This is a genomic window from Streptomyces collinus Tu 365 (genome assembly GCF_000444875.1).
Lineage (GTDB): Bacteria > Actinomycetota > Actinomycetes > Streptomycetales > Streptomycetaceae > Streptomyces > Streptomyces collinus_A.
This window is the reverse complement of the sequence record NC_021985.1, coordinates 3,394,231-3,414,953: the sequence shown is the minus strand read 5'-3', so window position 1 is coordinate 3,414,953 and position 20,723 is coordinate 3,394,231. Positions and strand designations below refer to the sequence as shown.

At 70.5% G+C, this 20,723-nt stretch carries 18 protein-coding genes and 1 tRNA gene; 5 read left to right on the top strand and 14 right to left on the bottom strand.

Translation table 11 applies throughout. The features are described 5' to 3' along the window. Nucleotides 1-75: 75 nt before the first annotated feature. From B446_RS14730 to B446_RS14720, 3 genes are read right to left on the bottom strand one after another with little or no spacing between them, the layout of a single operon-like run. Nucleotides 76-969 (bottom strand): carbohydrate ABC transporter permease, encoded by an 894-nt coding sequence (locus B446_RS14730; RefSeq protein ID WP_020940241.1) that lies wholly within the window; start codon nt 967-969, stop codon nt 76-78. Next, nucleotides 966-1,991, bottom strand: coding sequence for a carbohydrate ABC transporter permease (locus B446_RS14725; protein WP_020940240.1), 1,026 nt, complete (start codon nt 1,989-1,991; stop codon nt 966-968). Before B446_RS14725 ends, B446_RS14730 begins: the two co-directional genes overlap by 4 nt. Continuing rightward, complete coding sequence (locus B446_RS14720; RefSeq protein WP_043475613.1) at nt 1,988-3,313, bottom strand: ABC transporter substrate-binding protein; 1,326 nt, start codon at nt 3,311-3,313, stop codon at nt 1,988-1,990. Before B446_RS14720 ends, B446_RS14725 begins: the two co-directional genes overlap by 4 nt. 313 nt (nt 3,314-3,626) lie before the next feature. Between B446_RS14720 and B446_RS14715 the strand changes: the two genes are divergently transcribed. Continuing rightward, nucleotides 3,627-4,682 (top strand): LacI family DNA-binding transcriptional regulator, encoded by a 1,056-nt coding sequence (locus B446_RS14715; protein WP_020940238.1) that lies wholly within the window; start codon nt 3,627-3,629, stop codon nt 4,680-4,682. A 120-nt stretch (nt 4,683-4,802) separates the two neighbouring features. Here B446_RS14715 and B446_RS14710 read toward each other — a convergent pair. The 4 genes from B446_RS14710 to B446_RS14695 form a co-directional block, all read right to left on the bottom strand. Next, a tRNA-His gene (locus tag B446_RS14710) sits at nt 4,803-4,875 on the bottom strand. A 117-nt stretch (nt 4,876-4,992) separates the two neighbouring features. Next, complete coding sequence (gene orn / locus B446_RS14705; RefSeq protein ID WP_020940237.1) at nt 4,993-5,595, bottom strand: oligoribonuclease; 603 nt, start codon at nt 5,593-5,595, stop codon at nt 4,993-4,995. A 146-nt stretch (nt 5,596-5,741) separates the two neighbouring features. Beyond that, a complete protein-coding gene (locus tag B446_RS14700; protein WP_020940236.1) occupies nt 5,742-6,947 on the bottom strand; it encodes a helix-turn-helix domain-containing protein in 1,206 nt (401 codons plus the stop codon). Nucleotides 6,948-7,325: 378 nt separating this feature from the next. Further along, nucleotides 7,326-7,580 (bottom strand): hypothetical protein, encoded by a 255-nt coding sequence (locus tag B446_RS14695; protein ID WP_020940235.1) that lies wholly within the window; start codon nt 7,578-7,580, stop codon nt 7,326-7,328. 315 nt (nt 7,581-7,895) lie between these two features. Between B446_RS14695 and B446_RS14690 the strand changes: the two genes are divergently transcribed. Together B446_RS14690 and B446_RS14685 are read left to right on the top strand one after the other, a co-directional pair. Continuing rightward, the gene (locus B446_RS14690) at nt 7,896-8,423 is read left to right on the top strand and encodes a universal stress protein (protein ID WP_020940234.1); all 528 of its coding nucleotides are present in this window, start codon (nt 7,896-7,898) and stop codon (nt 8,421-8,423) included. A gap of 124 nt (nt 8,424-8,547) precedes the next feature. Beyond that, nucleotides 8,548-9,114: a GPR1/FUN34/YaaH family transporter gene (locus tag B446_RS14685; RefSeq protein WP_020940233.1), complete on the top strand. Its 567-nt coding sequence runs from the start codon at nt 8,548-8,550 to the stop codon at nt 9,112-9,114. Nucleotides 9,115-9,200: 86 nt separating this feature from the next. On the opposite strand, the gene glmS is transcribed toward B446_RS14685, so the two are convergent. Beyond that, entirely contained in the window at nt 9,201-11,018 is a 1,818-nt protein-coding gene (gene glmS / locus B446_RS14680; protein ID WP_020940232.1) for a glutamine--fructose-6-phosphate transaminase (isomerizing), read from the bottom strand. Between the two features lie 26 nt (nt 11,019-11,044). Next, nucleotides 11,045-11,302 (bottom strand): hypothetical protein, encoded by a 258-nt coding sequence (locus B446_RS14675; protein WP_020940231.1) that lies wholly within the window; start codon nt 11,300-11,302, stop codon nt 11,045-11,047. Nucleotides 11,303-11,467: 165 nt separating this feature from the next. On the opposite strand from B446_RS14675, the gene B446_RS14670 reads away from it, so the two are divergent. Beyond that, the gene (locus tag B446_RS14670; RefSeq protein WP_020940230.1) at nt 11,468-13,033 is read left to right on the top strand and encodes a purple acid phosphatase family protein; all 1,566 of its coding nucleotides are present in this window, start codon (nt 11,468-11,470) and stop codon (nt 13,031-13,033) included. 44 nt (nt 13,034-13,077) lie between these two features. Here B446_RS14670 and B446_RS14665 read toward each other — a convergent pair whose 3' ends face one another. Next, a complete protein-coding gene (locus tag B446_RS14665; RefSeq protein WP_020940229.1) occupies nt 13,078-13,974 on the bottom strand; it encodes a DUF4429 domain-containing protein in 897 nt (298 codons plus the stop codon). Nucleotides 13,975-14,036: 62 nt separating this feature from the next. Here B446_RS14665 and B446_RS14660 point away from each other — a divergent pair, with 62 nt between their 5' ends. Beyond that, nucleotides 14,037-15,641 carry a beta-N-acetylhexosaminidase gene (locus B446_RS14660; protein WP_043475608.1) on the top strand — a complete coding sequence of 535 codons (1,605 nt, stop codon included), beginning with the start codon at nt 14,037-14,039 and terminating at the stop codon, nt 15,639-15,641. A gap of 55 nt (nt 15,642-15,696) precedes the next feature. Here B446_RS14660 and B446_RS14655 read toward each other — a convergent pair whose 3' ends face one another. The 4 genes from B446_RS14655 to desA are packed head-to-tail and all read right to left on the bottom strand — an operon-like array spanning nt 15,697 to nt 20,711. After that, entirely contained in the window at nt 15,697-17,466 is a 1,770-nt protein-coding gene (locus B446_RS14655; RefSeq protein WP_020940227.1) for an IucA/IucC family protein, read from the bottom strand. Next, nucleotides 17,463-18,002: a GNAT family N-acetyltransferase gene (locus B446_RS14650; protein WP_020940226.1), complete on the bottom strand. Its 540-nt coding sequence runs from the start codon at nt 18,000-18,002 to the stop codon at nt 17,463-17,465. The genes B446_RS14655 and B446_RS14650 overlap by 4 nt, the downstream gene beginning before the upstream one ends. Further along, nucleotides 17,999-19,285, bottom strand: coding sequence for a lysine N(6)-hydroxylase/L-ornithine N(5)-oxygenase family protein (locus tag B446_RS14645; RefSeq protein ID WP_043475605.1), 1,287 nt, complete (start codon nt 19,283-19,285; stop codon nt 17,999-18,001). The genes B446_RS14650 and B446_RS14645 overlap by 4 nt, the downstream gene beginning before the upstream one ends. Beyond that, nucleotides 19,269-20,711: a lysine decarboxylase DesA gene (desA, locus tag B446_RS14640; RefSeq protein WP_020940224.1), complete on the bottom strand. Its 1,443-nt coding sequence runs from the start codon at nt 20,709-20,711 to the stop codon at nt 19,269-19,271. The genes B446_RS14645 and desA overlap by 17 nt, the downstream gene beginning before the upstream one ends. Nucleotides 20,712-20,723 lie beyond the last annotated feature (12 nt).

Below are 20,723 nucleotides of genomic sequence, written 5' to 3'. Positions count from 1 at the left end.
GGAAGTAAGGGGACAAGAGCGGGGAGGGGGTGAGGGGCCGGAGCGGCGGTGGCCCGGCCCCCGGGAGGAGGGCGGTCAGCCCTTGATCGCGCCCTGCATGATCCCGCCCACGATCTGCTTGCCGAACAGCAGGAAGGCGATCAGCAGCGGCAGCGTGCCGAGCAGCGCGCCCGCCATGATCACCGCTTGGTCCGGGACATAGCCGGTACCGAGCGAGTTCAGGGCCACCTGCACGGTCGGGTTCTGCTGGTTCAGGGCGATGATCGGCCACAGGAAGTCGTTCCAGGCGAACACGAACGTCAGCAGGCCGAGCACCGCCATCGCGGGGCGCGCCGCCGGGAAGACCACGTGCCACACGACCCGCAGGCTGCTCGCCCCGTCCATCCGGGCGGCCTCGATCAGCTCGGTGGGCAGCGCCTGGACCAGGTACTGCCGCATGAAGAACGTGCCGAACGCGGTCACCAGACTCGGCAGGATCACCGTCTGGAGCTGGTTGGACCAGCCGAAGTCCGACATCCACAGGTACAGCGGCACCACGGCGAGCTGCGGCGGGATCATCATCGTGCCGATGGTCAGCAGCAACAGCAGACCGGAGAACCGGAACCGCAGCTTGGCGAAGGCGAAGCCGGCCAGCGTGGCGAACAGCACCGTGCTCACCGTGATCGTGCCCGCGACGATCAGCGAGTTGAACATGGCGGTGCCGAGCCCGGCCTGGTCCCAGGCGGCCTGGAGGTTCTTGAAGAGGTTGCCGCCGAACCACAGCGGCGGCGGGGTCTCGGCCAGCCGGCGGTCGGTGCGCGAGGCGGCGACCGCCGTCCACACCAGCGGGGCCAGCGAGACCAGCGCGAAGACGACCAGCACCACGTACGTCAGCGGGCCCGCGTGCAGCTGCTTGCCCGCGCCCATCACCCGGCGCCGCTCCCGCTTGACCTCGGCCGTCGGCGGCAGGGTCAGTTCACTCGTGGTCATTGGGACTTCCTCAGCCGTCGGGTGAGCAGCAGGTTGACCGCGGCGACGATCAAGAGGATCAGGAACATCGACCAGGCGATCGCGGACGCCTTGCCGAGGTTGCCGATGATCCAGCCCTGGTCGTACATGTACAGACCGAGCGTCTGGTACTGGTGCTCGGAGCCGCCCTTGGAGCCGCTGACCCCGCCGAACAGCAGCGGCTCGCCGAAGAGCTGGGTCGCGCCGATGGTGGAGACGACCACGGTGAACAGGATCGTCGGCCTGAGCTGCGGGATCGTCACGTGGCGGAACTGCTGCCAGCGGCTGGCGCCGTCGAGCGCCGCCGACTCGTACAGGTCGACCGGGATCGCCTGCATGGCCGCCAGGTAGATCAGCGCGTTGTAGCCGGTCCAGCGCCAGATGACGATCGTGGACACCGCGAACTGCGAACCCCAGTCCGACTCGCGCCAGTTGATGGCGTCGACGCCGAAGAAGTGCAGCACCCAGTTGACCATGCCGCCGTCCCACGAGTACAGCAGCGTGAAGACCAGGGTGGCCGCGGCCACCGAGGTGGCGTACGGGGTCAGCATCACCACGCGCCACACGGTCGAGCCGCGCAGCTTGTAGTTGAGCAGGTGCGACAGCCACAGGGCGGCCACCAGCTGCGGCACCGTCGAGAGCAGACCGATGGTGAACGTGTTCTCCAGCGCGTTCCAGAAGAACTCCGAGGAGAACAGGTTCTTGTAGTTGTCCAGGCCCGCCCAGGTCTGGTGGTCCAGGGCGGAGAGCTGCACGTCGTGCAGCGAGTACCAGGCGGTGTAGAGCAGCGGCACCAGCGAGAAGGCGCCGAAGAGGACGAAGAAGGGGGCGACGAACGCGTACGGGGACGCCTTCATGTCCCAGCGGTACAGCCGGCTGCGCCAGGAGTCGGCGCCCGCCGGCGCACCGCCACCGTGAGCGCCCCGGGCCGCGCCCGGCGGGGTGCCGGGCGCGGCCTCGGCGCTCGACGCGGGATGCGCGAGAGCCTGCTTGGAGCTGGTCACTGGCCGAGCACGTCCTTGATCTCGTTCTTGGCCGCGTCCCAGCCCTGAGCGGGCGCCTTGCCCTTCTGCTCGACCTGGAGGATGCCGACGTCCGTGATCGCGGTGTTGATCGGCTGGTCCTTGATGCCGAAGTACTGCGTCGGGATCGTCTTCGCCGAGTCGGAGAAGATCTGGGTGATCGGCGCGTTCGAGAAGTAGGCGGTGGTGTCCGCGGCCGGCTTCAGGTTCGGGTACGCCGACGGGGTCGACGGGAAGCTGGCCTGCTTGGCGAAGACCTTGGCCTGCTGCTCGGGCGCGGTCAGCCACTTGGCCAGGGCTATGGCCTCCTTCTGGTGCTTGCCGGCGGTCGGCACACCGATGAAGGAACCGCCCCAGTTGGCCGCGGTCGGCGCCGCCGCCACGTCCCAGTTGCCCTTGCCGGAGTCACCGGACTTCTGCTCGATGTAGCCGATCATCCAGGCGGGACAGGCCACCGTGGCGAAGGTGCCGTTCGCGAAGCCCTGGTCCCACGGCTTGTCGAACTGCTTGAGCTTCGCCGACATGTTGCTGGTCGCCACGCTCATCGCGACGTTCCAGGACGACTTCACCCCGGAGGACTTGTCCCAGACGACGTTGCCGTCCTTGTCGTAGTAGCGCTGGTCGGCACCGCCCAGGGACGCGTTGTAGACCGAGGAGGCCGAGTCCACGAACTTGGTGCCCTTGGGCGCCTTCTTCATGTACTGCTTGCCCACGTCGACGTACTTGGACCAGTCGCCCTTCCACTGCTCGGCGAGCTTGGTCCGGTCCGTCTCCAGGCCGGCCTTCTTGAACAGGTCCTTGCGGTAGCAGATCGCCATCGGGCCGACGTCCGTGCCGAGGCCGATCGTCTTGCCGTCCTTGGTGGTGGCCTGCGCGAGCTTCCAGTCCAGCCACTGGGACTTGTCGACCTCCTTGCCGAGGTCGACGAACTTGTCGGCCTGGGTCTGGACGGCCTCGGTGATGTTGCCGACCTCGATGGCCTGGATGTCGTCGGTGCCGGAGCCGGCCTGGAGGCGGGTGAGCACCTTCGGCCAGTAGACGTCGGTACGGGTGGTGACGTTCTCCTTGATGTTGATGTCGGGATGGAGCTTCATGTACTCGTCGTAGAGGCCGGCCTGCTTGTAGCCGAAGACGCCGAAGGTCCCGACGGTCAGCGTGATGTCGCCCTTGCCGTTGCCGCCGTCCGAGTTGTTCGACGAGCCGTCGTCCGAGTCGTTGGCGCAGCCGGCCAGCAACCCCGTGGCCAACGCGGCGACAGCCGTGAAGGCCATCAGTCGCTGAGACCGTCGGATGCTCGTGCGCATTGCGTCCTCCTGTTGCCTGACGTGCCGACCCCCCGGCCAACTGCATGGAATTGGGCCCGTTCATTGTCGCTGCGGCTCGGGCGGGGAACGTGCGGGATGTGTATGTGTCAGGGGCTGTGGGAGCGCTCCCACCAGTGATGTGTTGAAGGTTCGTCGCTCCGGAGCGGGGTGTCAAGGGACCGGACGCGGCGGGATGCGTTCGGTTATCTGAGTGTTAACTGGCCTCCTGGGGGCCCACGGTGGCGGTCCACCGTCTGGCCAGGGCTGTTAGATTCCAGCCAGCGGGGATGTCGGTGCAAGGGAGGCGGAGCCCATGGCAGGCCACGGAGCGCGGGGCCGGGGCGGGGGACGGCCCACGCTCGAGGAGGTCGCCGCCCGGGCGGGGGTCGGCCGGGGCACGGTCTCGCGGGTGATCAACGGCTCGCCGAGGGTGAGTGACGCGACCCGCGCGGCGGTGGAGGCGGCCGTCGCCGAACTCGGTTACGTCCCGAACACCGCGGCCCGCGCCCTCGCGGCCAACCGCACCGACGCCATCGCGCTGGTCGTGCCCGAGCCGGAGACCCGGTTCTTCGCGGAACCGTACTTCTCGGACATGCTGCGCGGTGTCGGCGCGGAACTCAGCGAGACCGAGATGCAGTTGCTGCTGATCTTCGCGGGCAGCGACCGGGAGCGGGAGCGCCTCGCGCAGTATCTGGCGGCGCACCGCGTGGACGGGGTCCTGCTGGTCTCGGTGCACGCCGACGACCCGCTGCCCGACCTGGTGGCGCAGTTGGAGATCCCGGCGGTGATCAGCGGCCCGCGGTCGGCCGCCGAGACGCTGACCTCGGTCGACTCCGACAACTTCGGCGGCGCCCGCTCGGCCGTGGAGCACCTGCTCTCCCGGGGCCGCAGGCGGATCGCCCACATCACCGGCCGCCTCGACGTCTACGGCGCCCAGTGCCGGGTCGACGGCTACCGCGAGGCGCTGCGCGCGGCCGGTCACCCGGCGGACGAACGGCTCATCGTGCCCGGTGACTTCACCGAGGAGGGGGGCCGCCGGGCGATGGCCACGCTGCTGGAGCGGTACCCCGACGTGGACGCGGTCTTCGCCGGCTCGGACGTGACGGCGGCGGGCGCCCGGCAGGTGCTGCGCGAGGCGGGCCGCCGCATCCCCGACGACGTGGCGCTGGTCGGCTACGACGACTCGGCCATCGCCCGGCACATGGACCCGCCGCTGACCAGCGTCCGCCAGCCCATCGAGGAGATGGGCCGGGCGATGATCGACCTGCTGCTCTCGGAGATCGCCGACCGGCGGCCGGCCGCGACCCGCGATCTGGAGCGGCGGCACGCGGTGCTGCCGACGGAACTGGTGACGCGGGCCTCCTCGTGACGCGCCCCGCCTGAGCACGTACAAGGGGAGGGGCCGCTCCGGCCGGGGGCCGGGGCGGTGCCGGAGAAACGAATCAGCCGGTGACCCGTCTTGCGACGGCGTCACCGGCTGATCACGCAGGGTGAGTGACGGGACTCGAACCCGCGGCATCCTGGACCACAACCAGGTGCTCTACCAGCTGAGCTACACCCACCATGACCGGTGGTTCGCTTGGTCGTTTCCCCGACCGGCCGAGAAGAAGTCTACAGGGTCCGAAGGGGTGCTCGCGCACCCGTTTTCCGGGCGAGCCTCCGAGCGGACCCCGCGGGGTCTACTGGGCGGGCAGGACGTGCCGGGCCGCGATGGTCCGCGCCGTGTCGGAGTCGGGGCCCGGCTGGGGGACGAAGATGGCCTCGCGGTAGTAGCGCAGCTCGGCGATCGACTCGCGGATGTCGGCGAGGGCCCGGTGGTTGCCGTTCTTCTCCGGGCTGTTGAAGTAGGCCCGCGGGTACCAGCGCCGGGCCAGCTCCTTGATGCTGGAGACGTCCACGATCCGGTAGTGGAGGTAGTCCTCCAGGGTCGGCATGTCCCGCAGCAGGAAGCCCCGGTCCGTGCCGACGGAGTTGCCGCACAGCGGGGCCTTGCCGGGTTCCTTCACGTGCTCGCGGACGTATGCGAGGACCTGCTCCTCGGCGTCGGCCAGCGTGGTGCCGCCGGCCAGCTCGTCCAGCAGCCCGGACGAGGTGTGCATCTGACGCACCACCTCCGGCATCGTCTCCAGCGCCGCGTCCGGCGGACGGATGACGATGTCCACCCCTTCGCCGAGTACGTTCAGCTCGGAGTCGGTGACGAGGGCGGCCACCTCGATGAGAGCGTCGTCGGACAGCGAGAGGCCGGTCATCTCGCAGTCGATCCACACCATGCGATCGTTCATGCGACCACCCTAAAGCTGACGTCCCCGTTTGGGATGCCCCGCGCAGCCGCCGGACCCGCCGGAAGCCGTCCGGCGCGGCGCGAGCCGGACGGGAAGAAGGGGGCGGGATGTGCCCCGCCCCCTTCTCGCTCCCGCTCGACGTGCGCTCAGTTGCCGCTGCGCGGCCCCGGCAGCAGGCTCACCGGCTGGCGGCGGCTCTGCATCGGGACCCCGCTCTCCCGGTCCGGGTGCAGGACCGAGGGCGCGTGGCCCAGCGGCCCGTGGCCGGACAGGCCCGGTGTCCCGGCCGGACCCTGCTGCGCGACCGCCTCCGGGTCGCCGGGTTTGTCACCCTGCGGCCGGCGGGCCCGGTAGGCGGCCCGGTAGGCGGCGGGGGACGAGCCGAGCTGGCGGCGGAAGTGCCCGCGCAGCGCGACGGGGGAGCGGAAGCCGCAGCGGCCCGCCACCTCGTCCACGGAGTAGTCCGACGTCTCCAGCAGCCGCTGGGCCTGGAGCACCCGCTGGGTGATCAGCCACTGCAGCGGGGCGCTGCCGGTCAGCGAACGGAACCGGCGGTCGAACGTACGGCGGCTCATGTAGGCGCGTGCCGCCAGTGTCTCCACGTCGAACTGCTCGTGGAGGTGTTCCAGCGCCCAGGCGACGACCTCGGCGAGCGGGTCGGCGCCGATCTCCTCGGGTAAAGACCTGTCGAGGTAGCGCTCCTGACCGCCGCTGCGGCGCGGCGGGACCACCAGCCGGCGGGCCAGCGCGCCGGCCGCCTCGTTGCCGTGGTCCGTGCGCACGATGTGCAGGCACAGGTCGATCCCCGCGGCCGTACCGGCCGAGGTCAGCACGTCGCCGTCGTCGACGAACAGTTCGCGTGGATCCACGTGGACCGACGGATAGCGCTTGGCCAGCGTCGGCGCGTACATCCAGTGGGTGGTCGCCGGGCGGCCGTCCAGCAGGCCGGCCGCCGCGAGCACGAAGGCACCGGTGCACAGACCGACGATCCGGGCACCCTCCTCGTGCGCGCGGCGCAGCGCGTCGAGCGCTTCCTCCGGCGGTGGTGAGGTGATCGAACGCCAGGCCGGTACGACGACCGTCCCGGCGCGTGAGATCGCCTCCAGTCCGTGCGGCGCGGTGAGTTCGAGGCCCCCTGTGGTCCGCAGTGGGCCTTCCTCGCCGGCGCACACCAGCAGTCGGTAGCGCGGCACGCCGGCGTCCTGGCGGTCGATCCCGAACACCGACAGCGGTATGGAACTCTCGAAGATGGGGCCGCCGCTGAACAGCAGCACGGCGACGATCTCCTTGCGACGTCGCCCGGAGAGTTTCCGGGCCGCGGCTTCCGGCGCGGCGGTGGAGTCGTGGCTCATCCTGCTAAGCCCCCCTCGGTGGTCGCGGCTCCTCGGTTGTGTCGCTCCTGCACGTTTCCCCTCGGTCCTGCACGAGTCCCCCGCCGTAAGACAGTCAAGATCGAATCTATCGGCTACCGCGGTCGCACGGTGGCCGGTTCGACACGCCGGACATTGTCGACATGACAACTTGGCGTGAAGCATTCGATCACGAAGCGTTGCACTCGTGGGGCGTGCAGGGAAGTGCGCCTTGTCGTAGTGGCCAAACCGCGTAGGGTGCGGAGGTCGGCCCAGACCCTTTCCGTGCAGGTGGAACGGGGGTTGAGGGGTGGGTGTGACCCCCCTGGGGCGGTATCCGGAAGTTGGCCGAAAAGAAGCGTTCGGGGGTGCAAAAACCGGTCAGTCAACCGGTGTCGATCCCCTGGTGTGACGTCCGCCTCTTTGCGCGGCGCAACGTTCGGAGCGCCGCAGCAGGACGCGGCAGACGGCGGTGACGGCGGCGAGTCCGAAGGCGGTGCCGGCGGCTCCGGCCAGTGAGGTGCCGAACCAGACGAGGACCACGGGGACGAGGACGCAGCTGAAGGCCGCCCAGCGGATCACGTCACTCGTGGTGTCCGGGGCGGGGCGCGGGTCGGCGGGGCGGGGGCGGGGCATCTCGTACTCCCTGTGGCGGTGACTCACCGGCTTCAACGCCTGTTCGATCGGTCGGTCACCGGCCGGGGCTGAAGCGAATCCCGTGCAAACCGCCTGTACGGGGCAGCAACCATTGCGTTACGGGCGCCGCTCGTGCATGCTCCGGGGAACCCCTGTGGACATCGGGCGTCCCGCTCACGGAGCGTGCGCGGGAACTGGGCAGAGGAGGCGTGCCGCCGTACCCTTGGGGGTATGGGGTTGGGAAGACGAATCCCGGACACAGCTCCGCCGCACGATGTCACCCCACCCACAAAGGATCACAACGCCGAGACAGCCATGGCCGGTCACGAATTCTTCGAACCCGCGGACCGCAAGCGGCCGGTCGCCGATCCCACGGCGGCCGATCCCCTCGCCGCGGAAGAGTCACGCCCCTCCTGCGATCCCGCCTTCCAGCACGGAGTGGTCGTCGGCTTCGACGGCTCGACGTCCAGTGAGCGTGCCCTCGCCTACGCGATCGGCATGGCGCATCGCTCCCACTCGGGCCTGATCATCGTCCACGTGGCCAACCGGCTGCCCACCACGGTGTGGGCCGGCTGCGAGCCGCCCGTCTTCGTCGACGTGCCGGACCACCGGACCGAGGTGCTGGGGCTCGAACTCGCCTGCGCCGAGTACCTGGCGGAGGTGCCGTGGATCCTGGTCGAGCGCGGCGGCGACATCTGCCACGAACTCGAAGAGGTGGGGCGGGAGTACGAGGCCGACGCGATCGTGGTCGGTTCGACGCACGGCATCGTGGGCCGGATCTTCGGCTCGGTGGCCGGACGGCTCGCCAAGCGGGCGCAGCGGCCCGTCATCGTCATCCCCTGAGTTCCGACGCTCCGTCACATCCCTTGGTACAGCGGGAAACTACTCGCGCGTAGAGGTGTTTGCGCCCTTGTGAAGGGCATATACCGGTCACCGCGCAACCGCACCTGCACGAAGGGAGCCCGCCGTGGACAATGACGTCTCCGCGGGAAGCGGAACCACCACCGTGGCCGGCCGACTCGCCCTGGGAGTCACCCTCCTGGCGTTCGGACTCGGCACCACCGGCGTGATCGACGGCGTGGGGGCGGCCGATGCCGTGTCCCTGGCCCACTACGTGGGCGGCGTCGCCCTGTTCCTCATCGGTCTGCTGGCCTTCCGCGACCGCGACACCGTTTCCGGCACGGGCTTCGTGGCCCTCGGCGCCCTGTGGTTCACCTGGGCCGTCTCGTTCGGCGACCACACCTCGGCCAACGGAGCGGGACTGTTCCTGCTGCTCTTCGCCCTGGTGGCGCTCACCCTCACCCTCGCCGGCGGCGACGGCCTCGGGCAGGTCGTGCACGGGCTGCTGTTCCTGGCCATGCTGCTGCTCGCCGTCGCGGTCTTCGCCGACAGCTCCTCGCTGGCCAAGGCCGGCGGCTGGGTCGCCGCCGTCTCCGGGGCGGCCGCCTGGTACGCGGCGACCGCCGCCCTCGCGCACTGGCCCACGGTGCTTCCCCGGCGTGCTGCCGGCCGGGGGGTGACGGCCACCGGCTGAATCGAGCAGCACCGAAGGGACCCCCACGTGATCGGTGGCGCACGTGGGGGTCCGTTCCGTCCGCGCGCGGTGGCCCGCGCGCGCCGCTACTCCACGGTCACGGACTTCGCGAGGTTGCGGGGCTTGTCGATGTCCCGGCCCAGCACCTTGGCCGTGTGGTAGGCGAGGAGCTGGAGCGGGAGGCCCAGCAGGATCGGGTCCAGCTCGTCCTCGTTCTTCGGGACCACGATCGTCCGGTCGGCCTTCTCCTGGTCGCGGTGGGCCACCGCCAGGATCTTGCCGCTGCGGGCCTTGATCTCCTCCAGGGCCGCGCGGTTCTTCTCCAGCAGGTCGTCGTCCGGGACGATCGCGACCGTCGGCAGGGCCGGCTCGATGAGGGCCAGCGGACCGTGCTTCAGCTCGGAGGCGGGGTAGGCCTCGGCGTGGATGTACGAGACCTCCTTGAGCTTCAGCGAGGCCTCGCGGGCCACCGGGTAGCCCCGGACACGGCCGATGAAGAGCATCGAGCGGGCGTCGGCGTACTCCTCGGCGAGCTGCCGGACCTCGTCCTCCTGCTTGAGGATCTCGGTGATCTGCTCGGGCAGCTTGCGCAGGCCCTCGATGATCCGCTTGCCGTCGCGGACCGAGAGGTCGCGGGTGCGGCCGAGGTGCAGGGCGAGCAGCGCGAAGGCGACCGTGGTGTTGGTGAAGCACTTGGTGGACACCACGCAGACCTCGGGGCCGGCGTGCACGTAGATGCCGCCGTCGGCCTCGCGGGCGATCGCCGAGCCGACCACGTTGACGACGCCCAGCACCCGGGCGCCCTTGCGCTTGAGCTCCTGCACGGCGGCGAGCACGTCGTAGGTCTCACCGGACTGGGAGACCGCGACGTAGAGCGTGTCGGGGTCCACGACCGCGTTGCGGTAGCGGAACTCGGAGGCCGGCTCGGCGTCCGCGGGGATGCGGGCCAGCTCCTCGATCATCTGGGCGCCGATCATGCCCGCGTGGTACGAGGTGCCGCAGCCGAGGATCTTCACGCGGCGGATCCGGCGCGCCTCGCGGGCGTCCAGGTTGAGGCCGCCGAGGTGCACGGTGGAGAAGCGGTCGTCGATGCGGCCGCGCAGCACGCGGTCCACGGCCTCCGCCTGCTCGTGGATCTCCTTGTGCATGTAGGTGTCGTGGCCGCCCATGTCGTACGACGCGGCCTCCCACTCCACGGTGGTCGGCTCGGCGCTGGTCCGGGTGCCCTCGGTGGTGTAGGTGCGGAAGTCGTCGGCCTTCAGGGTGGCCATCTCGCCGTCGTCCAGCGTCACTATCTGCCGGGTGTGGGCGACCAGGGCGGCGATGTCCGAGGCGACGAACATCTCCTTCTCGCCGATGCCGAGAACCACCGGGGAGCCGTTGCGGGCCACCACGATGCGGTCGCCGAAGTCGGCGTGCATCACCGCGATGCCGTACGTGCCCTCGACCAGGCGCAGGGTCTCGCGGACCTTGTCCTCCAGCTTCTCGGCCGTGGAACGGGCGATCAGGTGGGTGAGCACCTCGGTGTCGGTCTCGGACAGGAACTCGACCCCGTCCGCCTCCAGCTTGCGGCGCAGGTCGGCGGCGTTGTCGATGATGCCGTTGTGCACGACGGCGACCTTGTGGTCGGCCGACATGTGCGGGTGGGCGTTCACGTCGGAGGGGGCTCCGTGGGTGGCCCAGCGGGTGTGGGCGATGCCCGTGGTGCCCTTGAAGCGGGCCGGGACCTTCGCCTCCAGGTCGCGCACCCGGCCCTTGGCCTTGACCATCTTCAGGCCGGCCGTCTTCGGGGAGGTGACGACTATGCCCGCGGAGTCGTAGCCGCGGTACTCCAGGCGCTGCAGGCCCTCCAGGAGCAGGGGCGCCACGTCACGCTTCCCGATGTATCCGACAATTCCGCACATAAATAGGTATCTCTCAGCCTGGCGTCTCAGCCGTAGACCATGCGGCGCAGCTGCCTGAGCGTCAGCTCCGGCGGCGCCACCGCCCGGTATCTCAGGTCCGCCTCGATCCGTCCGAAGATCGTCGTGTTCGTCAGGCCCTGGGCCTGCAGTTCACGGTGGCGGCGACGGACGAAGTCCTGCGTCGTCTCGTCGAAGAAGGCGAGCACGTCCTGGACCACCCGCAGCGCCTCACCCCTGCTCAGGGGCGTGGACCGCGTCAGGTGATCGACAAGTTCCTCGTGCACCCGGTAGATCCTCGGGTACGGCGGCGAGTTTCGCAAGAATCCTGCCCGATTCCGGGCAGGCGCCTATTGGATCTCTTATGGGGCGCTGTTCGCAAGCTGTCCATCCTGCGTCTTGCGTCTCGTCGCCCTGGGGGACGAGTTTCAGACGCCATGGACATTCCTCGTATGGGAGTACCCGAGAAGCTGGCCGAGCGCATGAGCATGGCCGAGCAGCACGAGTACCTGCGCGCCAGATTCTCGCGGCGCACCATGATCAGGGGCGGCGCCGTCACGCTGGGCGCCGTCGCGGGCGGCGCCTTCGTGCCGGGCGGCACCGCCCAGGCCGCCGTGCCGGCACAGCGGCACACCCCCGCCGCCCAGAAGGTCGACGGCGCCCTCGTCGCCCCCTTCGGCCGCCACCTCTCCTACGGCACCGACCCGCGCACCGAGATGACCGTCTCCTGGCAGGTCCCGGTCGCGGTGAAGAAGCCCTTCATCCGCATCGGCGCCCACCCGTGGGACCTCTCGCGCAAGATCGAGGCCGAGGTCCGCAGCCTGTACACGCCGGCCGGCGTCGGCGCGAGCGGCGACCACACCCAGTACTACCTGCACGCCCGGCTCACCCACCTGCGCCCGGGTAAGACGTACTACTACGGCGTCGGCCACGAGGGCTTCGACCCGGCCGAGCGTCACCTGCTCGGCACCCTGGGCACCTTCACCACCGCCCCCGCCCACAAGGAGCCCTTCACCTTCACCGCCTTCGGCGACCAGGGGGTGAGCTACCACGCCCTGGCCAACGACAGCCTGATCCTCGGCCAGAACCCGGCCTTCCACCTGCACGCCGGTGACATCGCCTACGGCGACCCGGCCGGCCAGGGCAAGGCCACCGACACCGGGTTCGACTCGCGCACCTGGGACCAGTTCCTCCACCAGACCGAGTCGGTCGCCAAGCAGATCCCGTGGATGGTCAGCTTCGGCAACCACGACATGGAGGCCTGGTACTCGCCCAACGGCTACGGCGGCGAGGAGGCCCGCTGGACCCTCCCGGACAACGGCCCGGACCCGAAGAACCTGCCGGGCGTGTACTCCTTCGTCCACGGCAACACGGCGATCATCTCGCTGGACCCCAACGACGTCTCCTTCGAGATCCCGGCGAACCTGGGCATATCCGGCGGAACCCAGACCACGTGGTTCGAGGCGCAGCTCAAGAGGTTCCGCGCCGCGAAGGACATCGACTTCGTCATCGTCTTCTTCCACCACTGCGCCTACTGCACCTCCACCGCGCACGCCTCGGAGGGGGGCGTGCGTCAGGAGTGGGTGCCGCTGTTCGAGAAGTACACGGTGGACCTGGTCATCAACGGCCACAACCACCAGTACGAGCGCACGGACGTCATCAAGGGCGACACCGTCACCAAGAAGCTCCCGATCGGCGGCACCGCCTACCCCGAGACCGAGGGCGTGGTCTACGTCACCGCCGGCGCCGCGGGCCGCAGCCTCTACGCGTTCAGCGCCCCGGACTCCTACGAGGGCCACGAGCACGAGGTCGACTCCGTGGCCTCGTTCGTCAACCTCAAGGACGGCAAGCAGAACGAGACGGTCGCCTGGTCCCGGGTGCGCTACCTCAACTACTCCTTCCTGCGCGTGGACGTCACCCCCGCGCCGAAGGGCCGCCTCGCCACGCTGAAGGTGTCGGGCATCGCCGAGACCGGCGACCGCATCGACCACTTCACCGTGGCCCGCAGGGCCAAGTAGCACCCGGCCCCGGACGCGCCCGACACGCCGGACGCGGGCGGCCCTCACATCCGCTTGAGGACCGCCCGCTTGGCCAGCCCGAACTCCTCGTCGGTCAGCACCCCCGAACGGTGCAGCTCACCCAGCTCGCGCAGGCGCCGCAGCAGCGCGTCGTGGTCGTCCTCGGCCGGCGGCGCGGCACCGGGCCGCGCCGCCTCGACGGGCGGCGGCCCGGGGAGCGCGTCCGGGACCGCGGCCGGCCCCGACGGATGCGGCAGCCGGGCCTGGACCGCGGCCGCGACCAGGGCCATCAGCGGGTCCTTCTTGAAACCCCACAGCTCGACGGCGTTGGGGTCGTACTTCGGCGGGGCGCCGGCCGGCGCGCCCCGCACGGTGAAGCGCAGATGGCCGTTCTCCAGCCCGGCCGCCGGCTGCCACTCCACGGCGGTGATGTCGTCGAGCGGGATCGTCCGGGGCCCGGTGGCGGCCTTGGCGTCCTCCGTCTTCCAGTTCCACTCCAGGCGCACCCGCTCCCCGTCGAACCCCGCCGTGCCGTCCCCGGCCGTGGCGGACAGCGGCACCGAGGGGCCCGGCAGCAGATACCCGCCGACCGGATCCGGCGAAACGCCGTCCAGCAGCAGGGCGTTGCGCACCTCGTCCGCGAAGTACTCGGCGACGCCGTACCGGTCGGGTTCCACCGTCAGCCGGTACGGGTCGTGCGGCTCGGCGAGCCGGCCGCCGGTGGCGTGCAGCAGCGGATCGGCGCCGTCGCGCAGCCGCAGCCTCAGCCGTCCCGACCGCTTCCCCTGCTCGACCGACACGCCCGCCAACGCGGCCAGCGGCACCACGAGTTCGCCCAGCGTCCGGCGCAGCAGGCCGGTGTTCTTGTCCCGGCCGGGGGTCAGCCTGAGGGCGTCCCCGTCGAACACCCACGTGCCGTCCTTCTGGATGATTTCCGCCATGCGGGGATTGTTTCACCGGATCTGCGGGAGAGTGGTCTTTACCATTCCCGAAGGGAGCGCATGTGAGACGGAACCACAGCACGACTCCCCGACTGACCCGCGTGCTCGGATCACTGTTGCTTCTGGCGGCGGCAGGCGTCTTCACCGTCGGCGCGGCACCCGCTCCGCGGGCCACGCCGGCGACCCCGCTGGACCGTGTGGTCCCGGCGCCCGCCTCGGTCAGACCGGCCGGTCATCCCTACCGCATCACCCCCGGCACGCTCATCCGTGTGGACGGCTCGGACGAGGTCCGCCGCACCGGCGAGTACCTCGCCGGCATCCTGCGGCCGTCCACCGGCTACCCGCTGCCGGTCACCGCTGAACAGGGCTCCGGCGGCATCCGGCTGCACCTGGCCGACGGTCCGTTCGGCGCCGAGGGCTACCGCCTGACCAGCGGCCCCTGGGGCGTCTCCCTCACCGCGAGCACGTCCGCCGGCCTCTTCCACGGCGTTCAGACGCTGCGTCAGCTGCTCCCGGCGGCAGTGGAGAGGAGAAGCGTCCAGGCCGGGCCCTGGCGGGTCGCCGGCGGCACCATCGAGGACCGCCCGCGGTTCGCCTACCGCGGCGCCATGCTGGACGTCTCCCGCCACTTCTTCACCGTCGCCCAGGTCGAGCGCTACATCGACCAGCTCGCCCTCTACAAGATCAACACCCTGCACCTGCACCTGAGCGACGACCAGGGCTGGCGCATCGCCGTCGACTCCTGGCCGCGGCTGACCACCTACGGCGGCTCGACGCAGGTCGGCGGCGGCCGCGGCGGCTTTTACACCAAGGCCGACTACCGGAAGATCGTCGGCTACGCCGCCTCCCGCCATCTGGAGGTCGTGCCCGAGATCGACATGCCCGGCCACACCAACGCGGCCCTCGCCTCCTACGCCCAGCTCAACTGCGACGGCAAGGCGCCCCCGCTGTACACCGGCACCCAGGTGGGCTTCAGCTCGCTGTGCGTGTCCAAGGCGGTGACGTACGACTTCGTGGACGACGTGATCCGCGAGCTGGCCGCCCTCACCCCCGGCCACTACCTGCACATCGGCGGCGACGAGGCGCACTCCACCAGCCACGCCGACTACGTGGCGTTCATGGACCGCGTGCAGCCGGTCGTCGCCAAGTACGGCAAGACGGTCATCGGCTGGCACCAGCTCACCGGCGCCCACCCGGCCCAGGGCGCCCTCGCCCAGTACTGGGGCCAGGACGGCACCAGCGCCGCGGAGAAGGAACAGGTCGCCGAGGCGGCCCGGAACGGCACGGGGATCGTGCTGTCCCCGGCCGACCGGGTGTACCTCGACATGAAGTACACCGCGGCCACCCGGCTGGGCACGAAGTGGGCCGGCCTGGTCGAGGTGAAGCGCTCCTACGACTGGGACCCGGGGACCTATCTGCCCGGCGTGCCGGCCTCGGCCGTCCGGGGCGTCGAGGCGCCGCTGTGGTCGGAGACGCTCACCAAGTCGGCCGACATCGAGTACATGGCGTTCCCACGGCTCGCGGGAGCGGCCGAACTGGGCTGGTCCCCGGCGGCCACCCACGACTGGGACGCCTACCGCACGCGCCTGGCGGCCCAGGGCCCACGCTGGACCGCGCTCGGCATCACCTACTACAGGTCGCCCCAGGTCCCCTGGCCGGCGAGCTGAGCCGGGGACCGGCGGGCACCCCGCGGGACCGTACCGCGGGGTGCCCACCGGTCCGTCAGAACCCGGCGATCGGGTTGTCCAGCTCCCCGACGAGCTGGAGCGCGCCGGACGGGTCCGCGAGGTCCACCATCTGCCGGTTGTCGCGCAACTGGAGCCGGTTCAGGCAGGACAGCGCGAACCGCGGGGCGAAGATGTCGTACCGCCGGAACCGGTCGGCCAGTTCGGGCACCGACTCCTGGTACTCCCGGGTGACCTCGGCGACCGTCCGCCAGAAGCCGTCCTCGGTCAGGACGCCCTCGGCCGCCAGATGCGCCGCGAGGAAGCGGAAGAAGCAGTCGAAGACGTCCGTGAAGATCGACAGCAGCTTCTGGTCCTCCGGGACCTCGGCCCTGATCCGCGCGACCTCCGGCGGCAGCACCGCGTCCGGGTCCATGACGACGATCTCCTCGGCGATGTCCTTGTAGATCGCCCGCCGCACCTCCCCGTCCGCCAGCACCAGGATCACGTTCTCGCCGTGCGGCATGTAGGCCAGGCCGTAGGCGTAGAAGCTGTGCAGCAGCGGGATGTAGTACGCCCGAAGGTAGCGCCGCAGCCACTCGGCGGGCGCGAGGCGCGAGCGCTCGATCAGCGCGCCCGCGAAGGAGGCGCCCTCGTGGTCGACGTGCAGCAGGGACGCCATGGTCGCCAGGGACTCGCCCTCGCCCAGCGACGGCACCGGGCTCTCCCGCCACAGCGCGGCCAGCATCTTGCGGTAGGGCGAGTGGCGGCCGGTGGCCTTCTCGTACTCCAGGTGCCGGTAGCCGACCGCGGCCCGCTCCCGGATGACCGACAGACCGGTCGCCTTGAGCACCGGGTCGTTCCCGACGAGCCGGGCGAGCCAGTCGTTGATCGCCGGGGTGGCCTCCATGTAGGCGGCGGACAGCCCCCGCATGAAGCCCATGTTGAGGACGGACAGCGCCGTCTTCACGTAGTGCCGGTGCGGGGCGGAGGTGTTGAAGAAGGTCCGTATCGACTGCTGCGCCAGGTACTCGTCGTCGCCCTCGCCCAGGCAGACCAGGTGCCGGCGGGCCACCTCGGCGGCGAAGGTCACGCTGAGCTTGTTCCACCACTGCCAGGGGTGGACCGGGATGAACAGGTAGTCGGCGGGGTCCAGACCCTGCCCGGTCAGCGTGGCGCGGAACCGGCCGAGGGCCGCCTCGCCCAGCTCCTCGCGCAGGAAGGACTCGTACTCGACGCCGACGCCCGCGGTGAACGCGGCCCGCGAGCGGTGCGCGGCCAGCCACACCAGCCGGACCGGACTCGCCGTCTCCGGCGCGTAGGACAGGTACTCGTGGACGCCGAAGCCGAGCCGCCCGTTGTTGGCGACGAAGCAGGGATGGCCCTCGGTCATCCCGGTCTCGATCGCCTGGAAACCGCTGCCCGCGAGCTCGGCGGAGGTCACCCGCGGCTTGGTGAGCTTGTAGCAGGTGCCGGACAGGGTGGAGGAGATCTCCTCCAGGTAGACCGGCAGGATCTCGTCGCTCAGCCCCAGCGTCCGGCGCAGCTCGACGCAGAAGTCCAGCGCGTCGAGGGGGAGTTCCGTGCCCTCGCGCCGCCGGGTGACGGACCCGGCGTCGATCTCCCAGTGGTCGAGGCCGCGCCGGACGGCCGCGAACCGGTAGGCGGTGCGCCCGTCGTCGCTGCGGACGACGTACCCGTCGCCGTCCGGCTCGGGGGTGATCAGGCGCTCGTGGGCGAACTCGGCCAGCGCCTTGCGCACCAGCAGCCGGTTGGCGGTGTCCCAGCGCTCGGGGGACAGATGGGCCACGGAGTCGGCGAGGCTCATGCGGCCACCGCCCGCTCGAACCGCTCCCGCGTGCAGAAGCTCAGCAGGGCCCGCTTCTCCGGCTTCCGGATCTCCCGCTCGGGCACGAACCCGACGGCCTCGTTCAGCGCGTGCACGGCCGTGTTGCGCACGTCCGGCTCGACCACGACCCGGCGCGTCGCCGGGTCGGCGAAGAGGTGGGCCATCACGGCCGTGATGACGGCCCGGGTGAACCCGTGGACGGGCGTGTCGGTGGGCGCGACCAGGAAGTGCATCCCGACGTCGCCCGGCTCCGGCTCGTACAGCCCGGCCAGCTCCCGCCGGGCGGGGTCGTAGCGCTCCATCAGGAAGGCCGGCTCGCCGTCGCACAGCCCGAGCAGGGCGTCGTGGTACGGGTCGGCGGCGATCTCCATGTAGGCACGCTCGACGTCCTCGGGACGCGCGTCCTGCATCATCCAGAACGCCGCCTTGGGGTGCGTGACCCAGCCGTGCAGCAGCTCGGCGTCCTCCAGGGGGTCGAGGGGGCGGAACGTGAAGGTCGAGGCGGGGCCGGTCATACCGAGAACTCCTGGAAGGCGACGGTCTTCTCCACCGGGTAGTACTCCGTGCCGAGCAGCTCACGGATGATGTACGAGTTGCGGTAGGCGCCCATGCCGAGGTCGGGGCTGGTGATGCTGTGGGTGTGCACGCCGGCGTTCTGGAGGAAGACGCCCCGGCCCGTCACGTCGATCGCGTAGTTGCGGGCGACGTCGAAGCGGCCGTGGCCGTCGAAGCGGAGCCGGTCGCGGATCGGGGCCAGGAACGCGGGCGGCTCGTACCGGTAGCCGGTGGCCAGCACCAGGCCCTCGGTGCGGATCTCGTAGTCCTTGTCCTGCTCGTCCTGGTGGAAGCCGAGGGTGTACGCGCCCTCCTCGTGAGAGGCGCTCGTGAGCGTGGAGTTGGTGAGCAGGCGGGTGGGCACCGGGCGGTCGCCGCTCTCGACGCCCTTCTGGTAGAGCAGGTCGAAGATCGAGTCGATCAGCTCCGAGTTGATGCCCTTGAACAGGCCCTTCTGCTGTCCCTCCAGCCGGTAGCGGGTCTCCTCGGGCAGCGCGCGGAAGTAGTCGATGTAGTCCGGGGAGGTCATCTCCAGGGTCAGCTTGGTGTACTCGAGCGGGAAGAAGCGCGGGGACCGGGTGACCCAGTTCAGCTCGTAGCCGTGGACGTCGATCTCGGCCAGCAGCTCGTGGTAGATCTCCGCCGCGCTCTGCCCGCTGCCGACGACGGTGATGGACCTCTTCGCCCGCAGCTCCGCCTTGCGGTGCATGTACTGCGAGGTGTGGATGAGGTCGCCGCCGAGCTCGCGGCAGGCCGGGGGCACGTAGGGGGCCGTCCCGGTGCCGAGGACCAGGTGCCGGGCGCGGAACGTCTCGCCGGCCCCGGTGCGCACGGCGTACAGGCCGTCCTCGTGGTGGACCTCGGTGACCGTGGTGCCGAAGCGGACGCTGCCGAGTCTGTTCGCCGCCCAGCGGCAGTAGTCGTCGTACTCGACGCGCAGCGGGTAGAAGTTCTCGCGGATGTAGAACGGGTAGAGCCTGCCCTTCTCCTTCAGATAGTTGAGGAAGGAGTACGGCGAGGTCGGGTCCGCGAGGGTGACCAGGTCCGACATGAACGGGGTCTGCAGGTGGGCGCCGTCCAGGAACATGCCCGCGTGCCACTCGAAGTCGGGTTTGGAGTCCAGGAAGACGCCGTCGAGTTCGGCGATCGGCTCGGTGAGGCAGGCGAGCCCGAGGTTGAAGGGGCCGAGCCCGATCCCCACGAAGTCGTAGGTTCTGTTCGGGACTTCAGGACGCGCGGTCAAGGGACTCTCCCAGGTACTGCTCGGCGTGGTCGGCGATGAGGTCGAGGACGGCGGCGATGTCGGCCGTCGTGGTCTCGGGGTTGAGCAGGGTGAACTTCAGGTAGTGGCGGCCGCCGACCTTGGTGCCCGCGACCACGGCGTCGCCGGAGGCGAACAGGGCCTTGCGGGCGTACAGGTTGGCGCGGTCGACCTCGGCCGGGTCGGTGACCGCCGCGGGGACGTAGCGGAAGACGAGGGTGGAGAGCGAGGGCTCCACGACGACGTCGTAGCGGGGGTCGGCGGCGAGCCGCGCCCAGCCCTGCCGGGCCAGCTCACACACTTGGTCGAAGAGCTCGCCGATGCCGTCGGCGCCCATCACCCGCAGCGTCAGCCACAGCTTGAGGGCGTCGAAACGGCGGGTGGTCTGCAGGGACTTGTCGACCTGGTTGGGGACGCGCTCCGCCACCATGCGGCGCGGGTTCAGGTACTCCGCGTGGTAGGTGGCGTGCCGCAGCGTGGCCGCGTCGCGGACCAGCACGGCCGAGGAACTCACCGGCTGGAAGAAGGACTTGTGGTAGTCGACGGTGACCGAGTCGGCGTGCTCGATGCCGCCGATGCGGTCGCGGTGCCGCAGTGAGACGAGCAGTCCGCAGCCGTAGGCGGCGTCCACGTGCATCCACACGCCGTGGCGGGCGCAGAGTTCGGCGATCTCCGGGAGCGGGTCGATGGAGCCGAAGTCGGTGCTGCCGGCGGTGGCGACGACGGCCATGGGGACCAGGCCGTCTCGCTCGCAGCGCTCCAGCTCGTGGGCGAGCGCGAGGGTCCGCATCCGCTGGTCCTGGTCGACGGGTACCGAGACGACCGCGTCCGGGCCGAGGCCGAGCAGTTTCGCGGACTTCCGCACGCTGAAGTGGCTCACCTCGGAGGCGAGGATCCGCAGTCTGCCGAGGTCCTCGGTCTTGGCCTCCTCCCGGGCCAGCAGCAGCGCCTGGAGGTTGGACTGGGTGCCGCCGGAGGTGAACACCCCGTCGGCGGCGGGTCCGAGGCCGAGGCGCTCGGCGGTCCAGTCGACGAGCCGGCGCTCGATGAGGGTGCCGCCGGCCGACTGGTCCCAGGTGTCCAGGGAGGAGTTGACGGCGGAGAGCACGGCCTCGCCGAGCACCGCGGGGATGACCACCGGGCAGTTGAGGTGGGCGAGGTAGCGGGGGTGGTGGAAGTAGACGGCGTCCCGGAGGTAGAGGTCCTCCAGCTCGTCCAGGACCGCCGCGGTGTCGCCCAGCGGCCGGTCGAGGTCGACCGCGTCGATCCGGGGGGCGAGGGCGTCGACGGTGACGCCGGTGAACGGACGCCCGGTGGCGGCGAGTTTGGCCGCCACCCGCTCGACTCCTTCGGTCACGGAGCGGCGGTAGTGCTCCGCGGTGAGGCCATTGAGCAGGTGCGAGCGCATGTGGGGGTCCTC

Coding starts and splice junctions, on each gene's coding strand:
- B446_RS14720 (WP_043475613.1), bottom strand. CDS start 3,313: ATGCGCACGAGCATCCGACGGTCTCAGCGACTGATGGCCTTCACGGCT.
- B446_RS14670 (WP_020940230.1), top strand. CDS start 11,468: ATGGGAGTACCCGAGAAGCTGGCCGAGCGCATGAGCATGGCCGAGCAG.
- B446_RS14655 (WP_020940227.1), bottom strand. CDS start 17,466: ATGAGCCTCGCCGACTCCGTGGCCCATCTGTCCCCCGAGCGCTGGGAC.
- B446_RS14715 (WP_020940238.1), top strand. CDS start 3,627: ATGGCAGGCCACGGAGCGCGGGGCCGGGGCGGGGGACGGCCCACGCTC.
- B446_RS14695 (WP_020940235.1), bottom strand. CDS start 7,580: ATGCCCCGCCCCCGCCCCGCCGACCCGCGCCCCGCCCCGGACACCACG.
- B446_RS14730 (WP_020940241.1), bottom strand. CDS start 969: ATGACCACGAGTGAACTGACCCTGCCGCCGACGGCCGAGGTCAAGCGG.
- B446_RS14650 (WP_020940226.1), bottom strand. CDS start 18,002: ATGACCGGCCCCGCCTCGACCTTCACGTTCCGCCCCCTCGACCCCCTG.
- B446_RS14700 (WP_020940236.1), bottom strand. CDS start 6,947: ATGAGCCACGACTCCACCGCCGCGCCGGAAGCCGCGGCCCGGAAACTC.
- B446_RS14690 (WP_020940234.1), top strand. CDS start 7,896: ATGGCCGGTCACGAATTCTTCGAACCCGCGGACCGCAAGCGGCCGGTC.
- orn (WP_020940237.1), bottom strand. CDS start 5,595: ATGAACGATCGCATGGTGTGGATCGACTGCGAGATGACCGGCCTCTCG.
- glmS (WP_020940232.1), bottom strand. CDS start 11,018: ATGTGCGGAATTGTCGGATACATCGGGAAGCGTGACGTGGCGCCCCTG.
- B446_RS14665 (WP_020940229.1), bottom strand. CDS start 13,974: ATGGCGGAAATCATCCAGAAGGACGGCACGTGGGTGTTCGACGGGGAC.
- desA (WP_020940224.1), bottom strand. CDS start 20,711: ATGCGCTCGCACCTGCTCAATGGCCTCACCGCGGAGCACTACCGCCGC.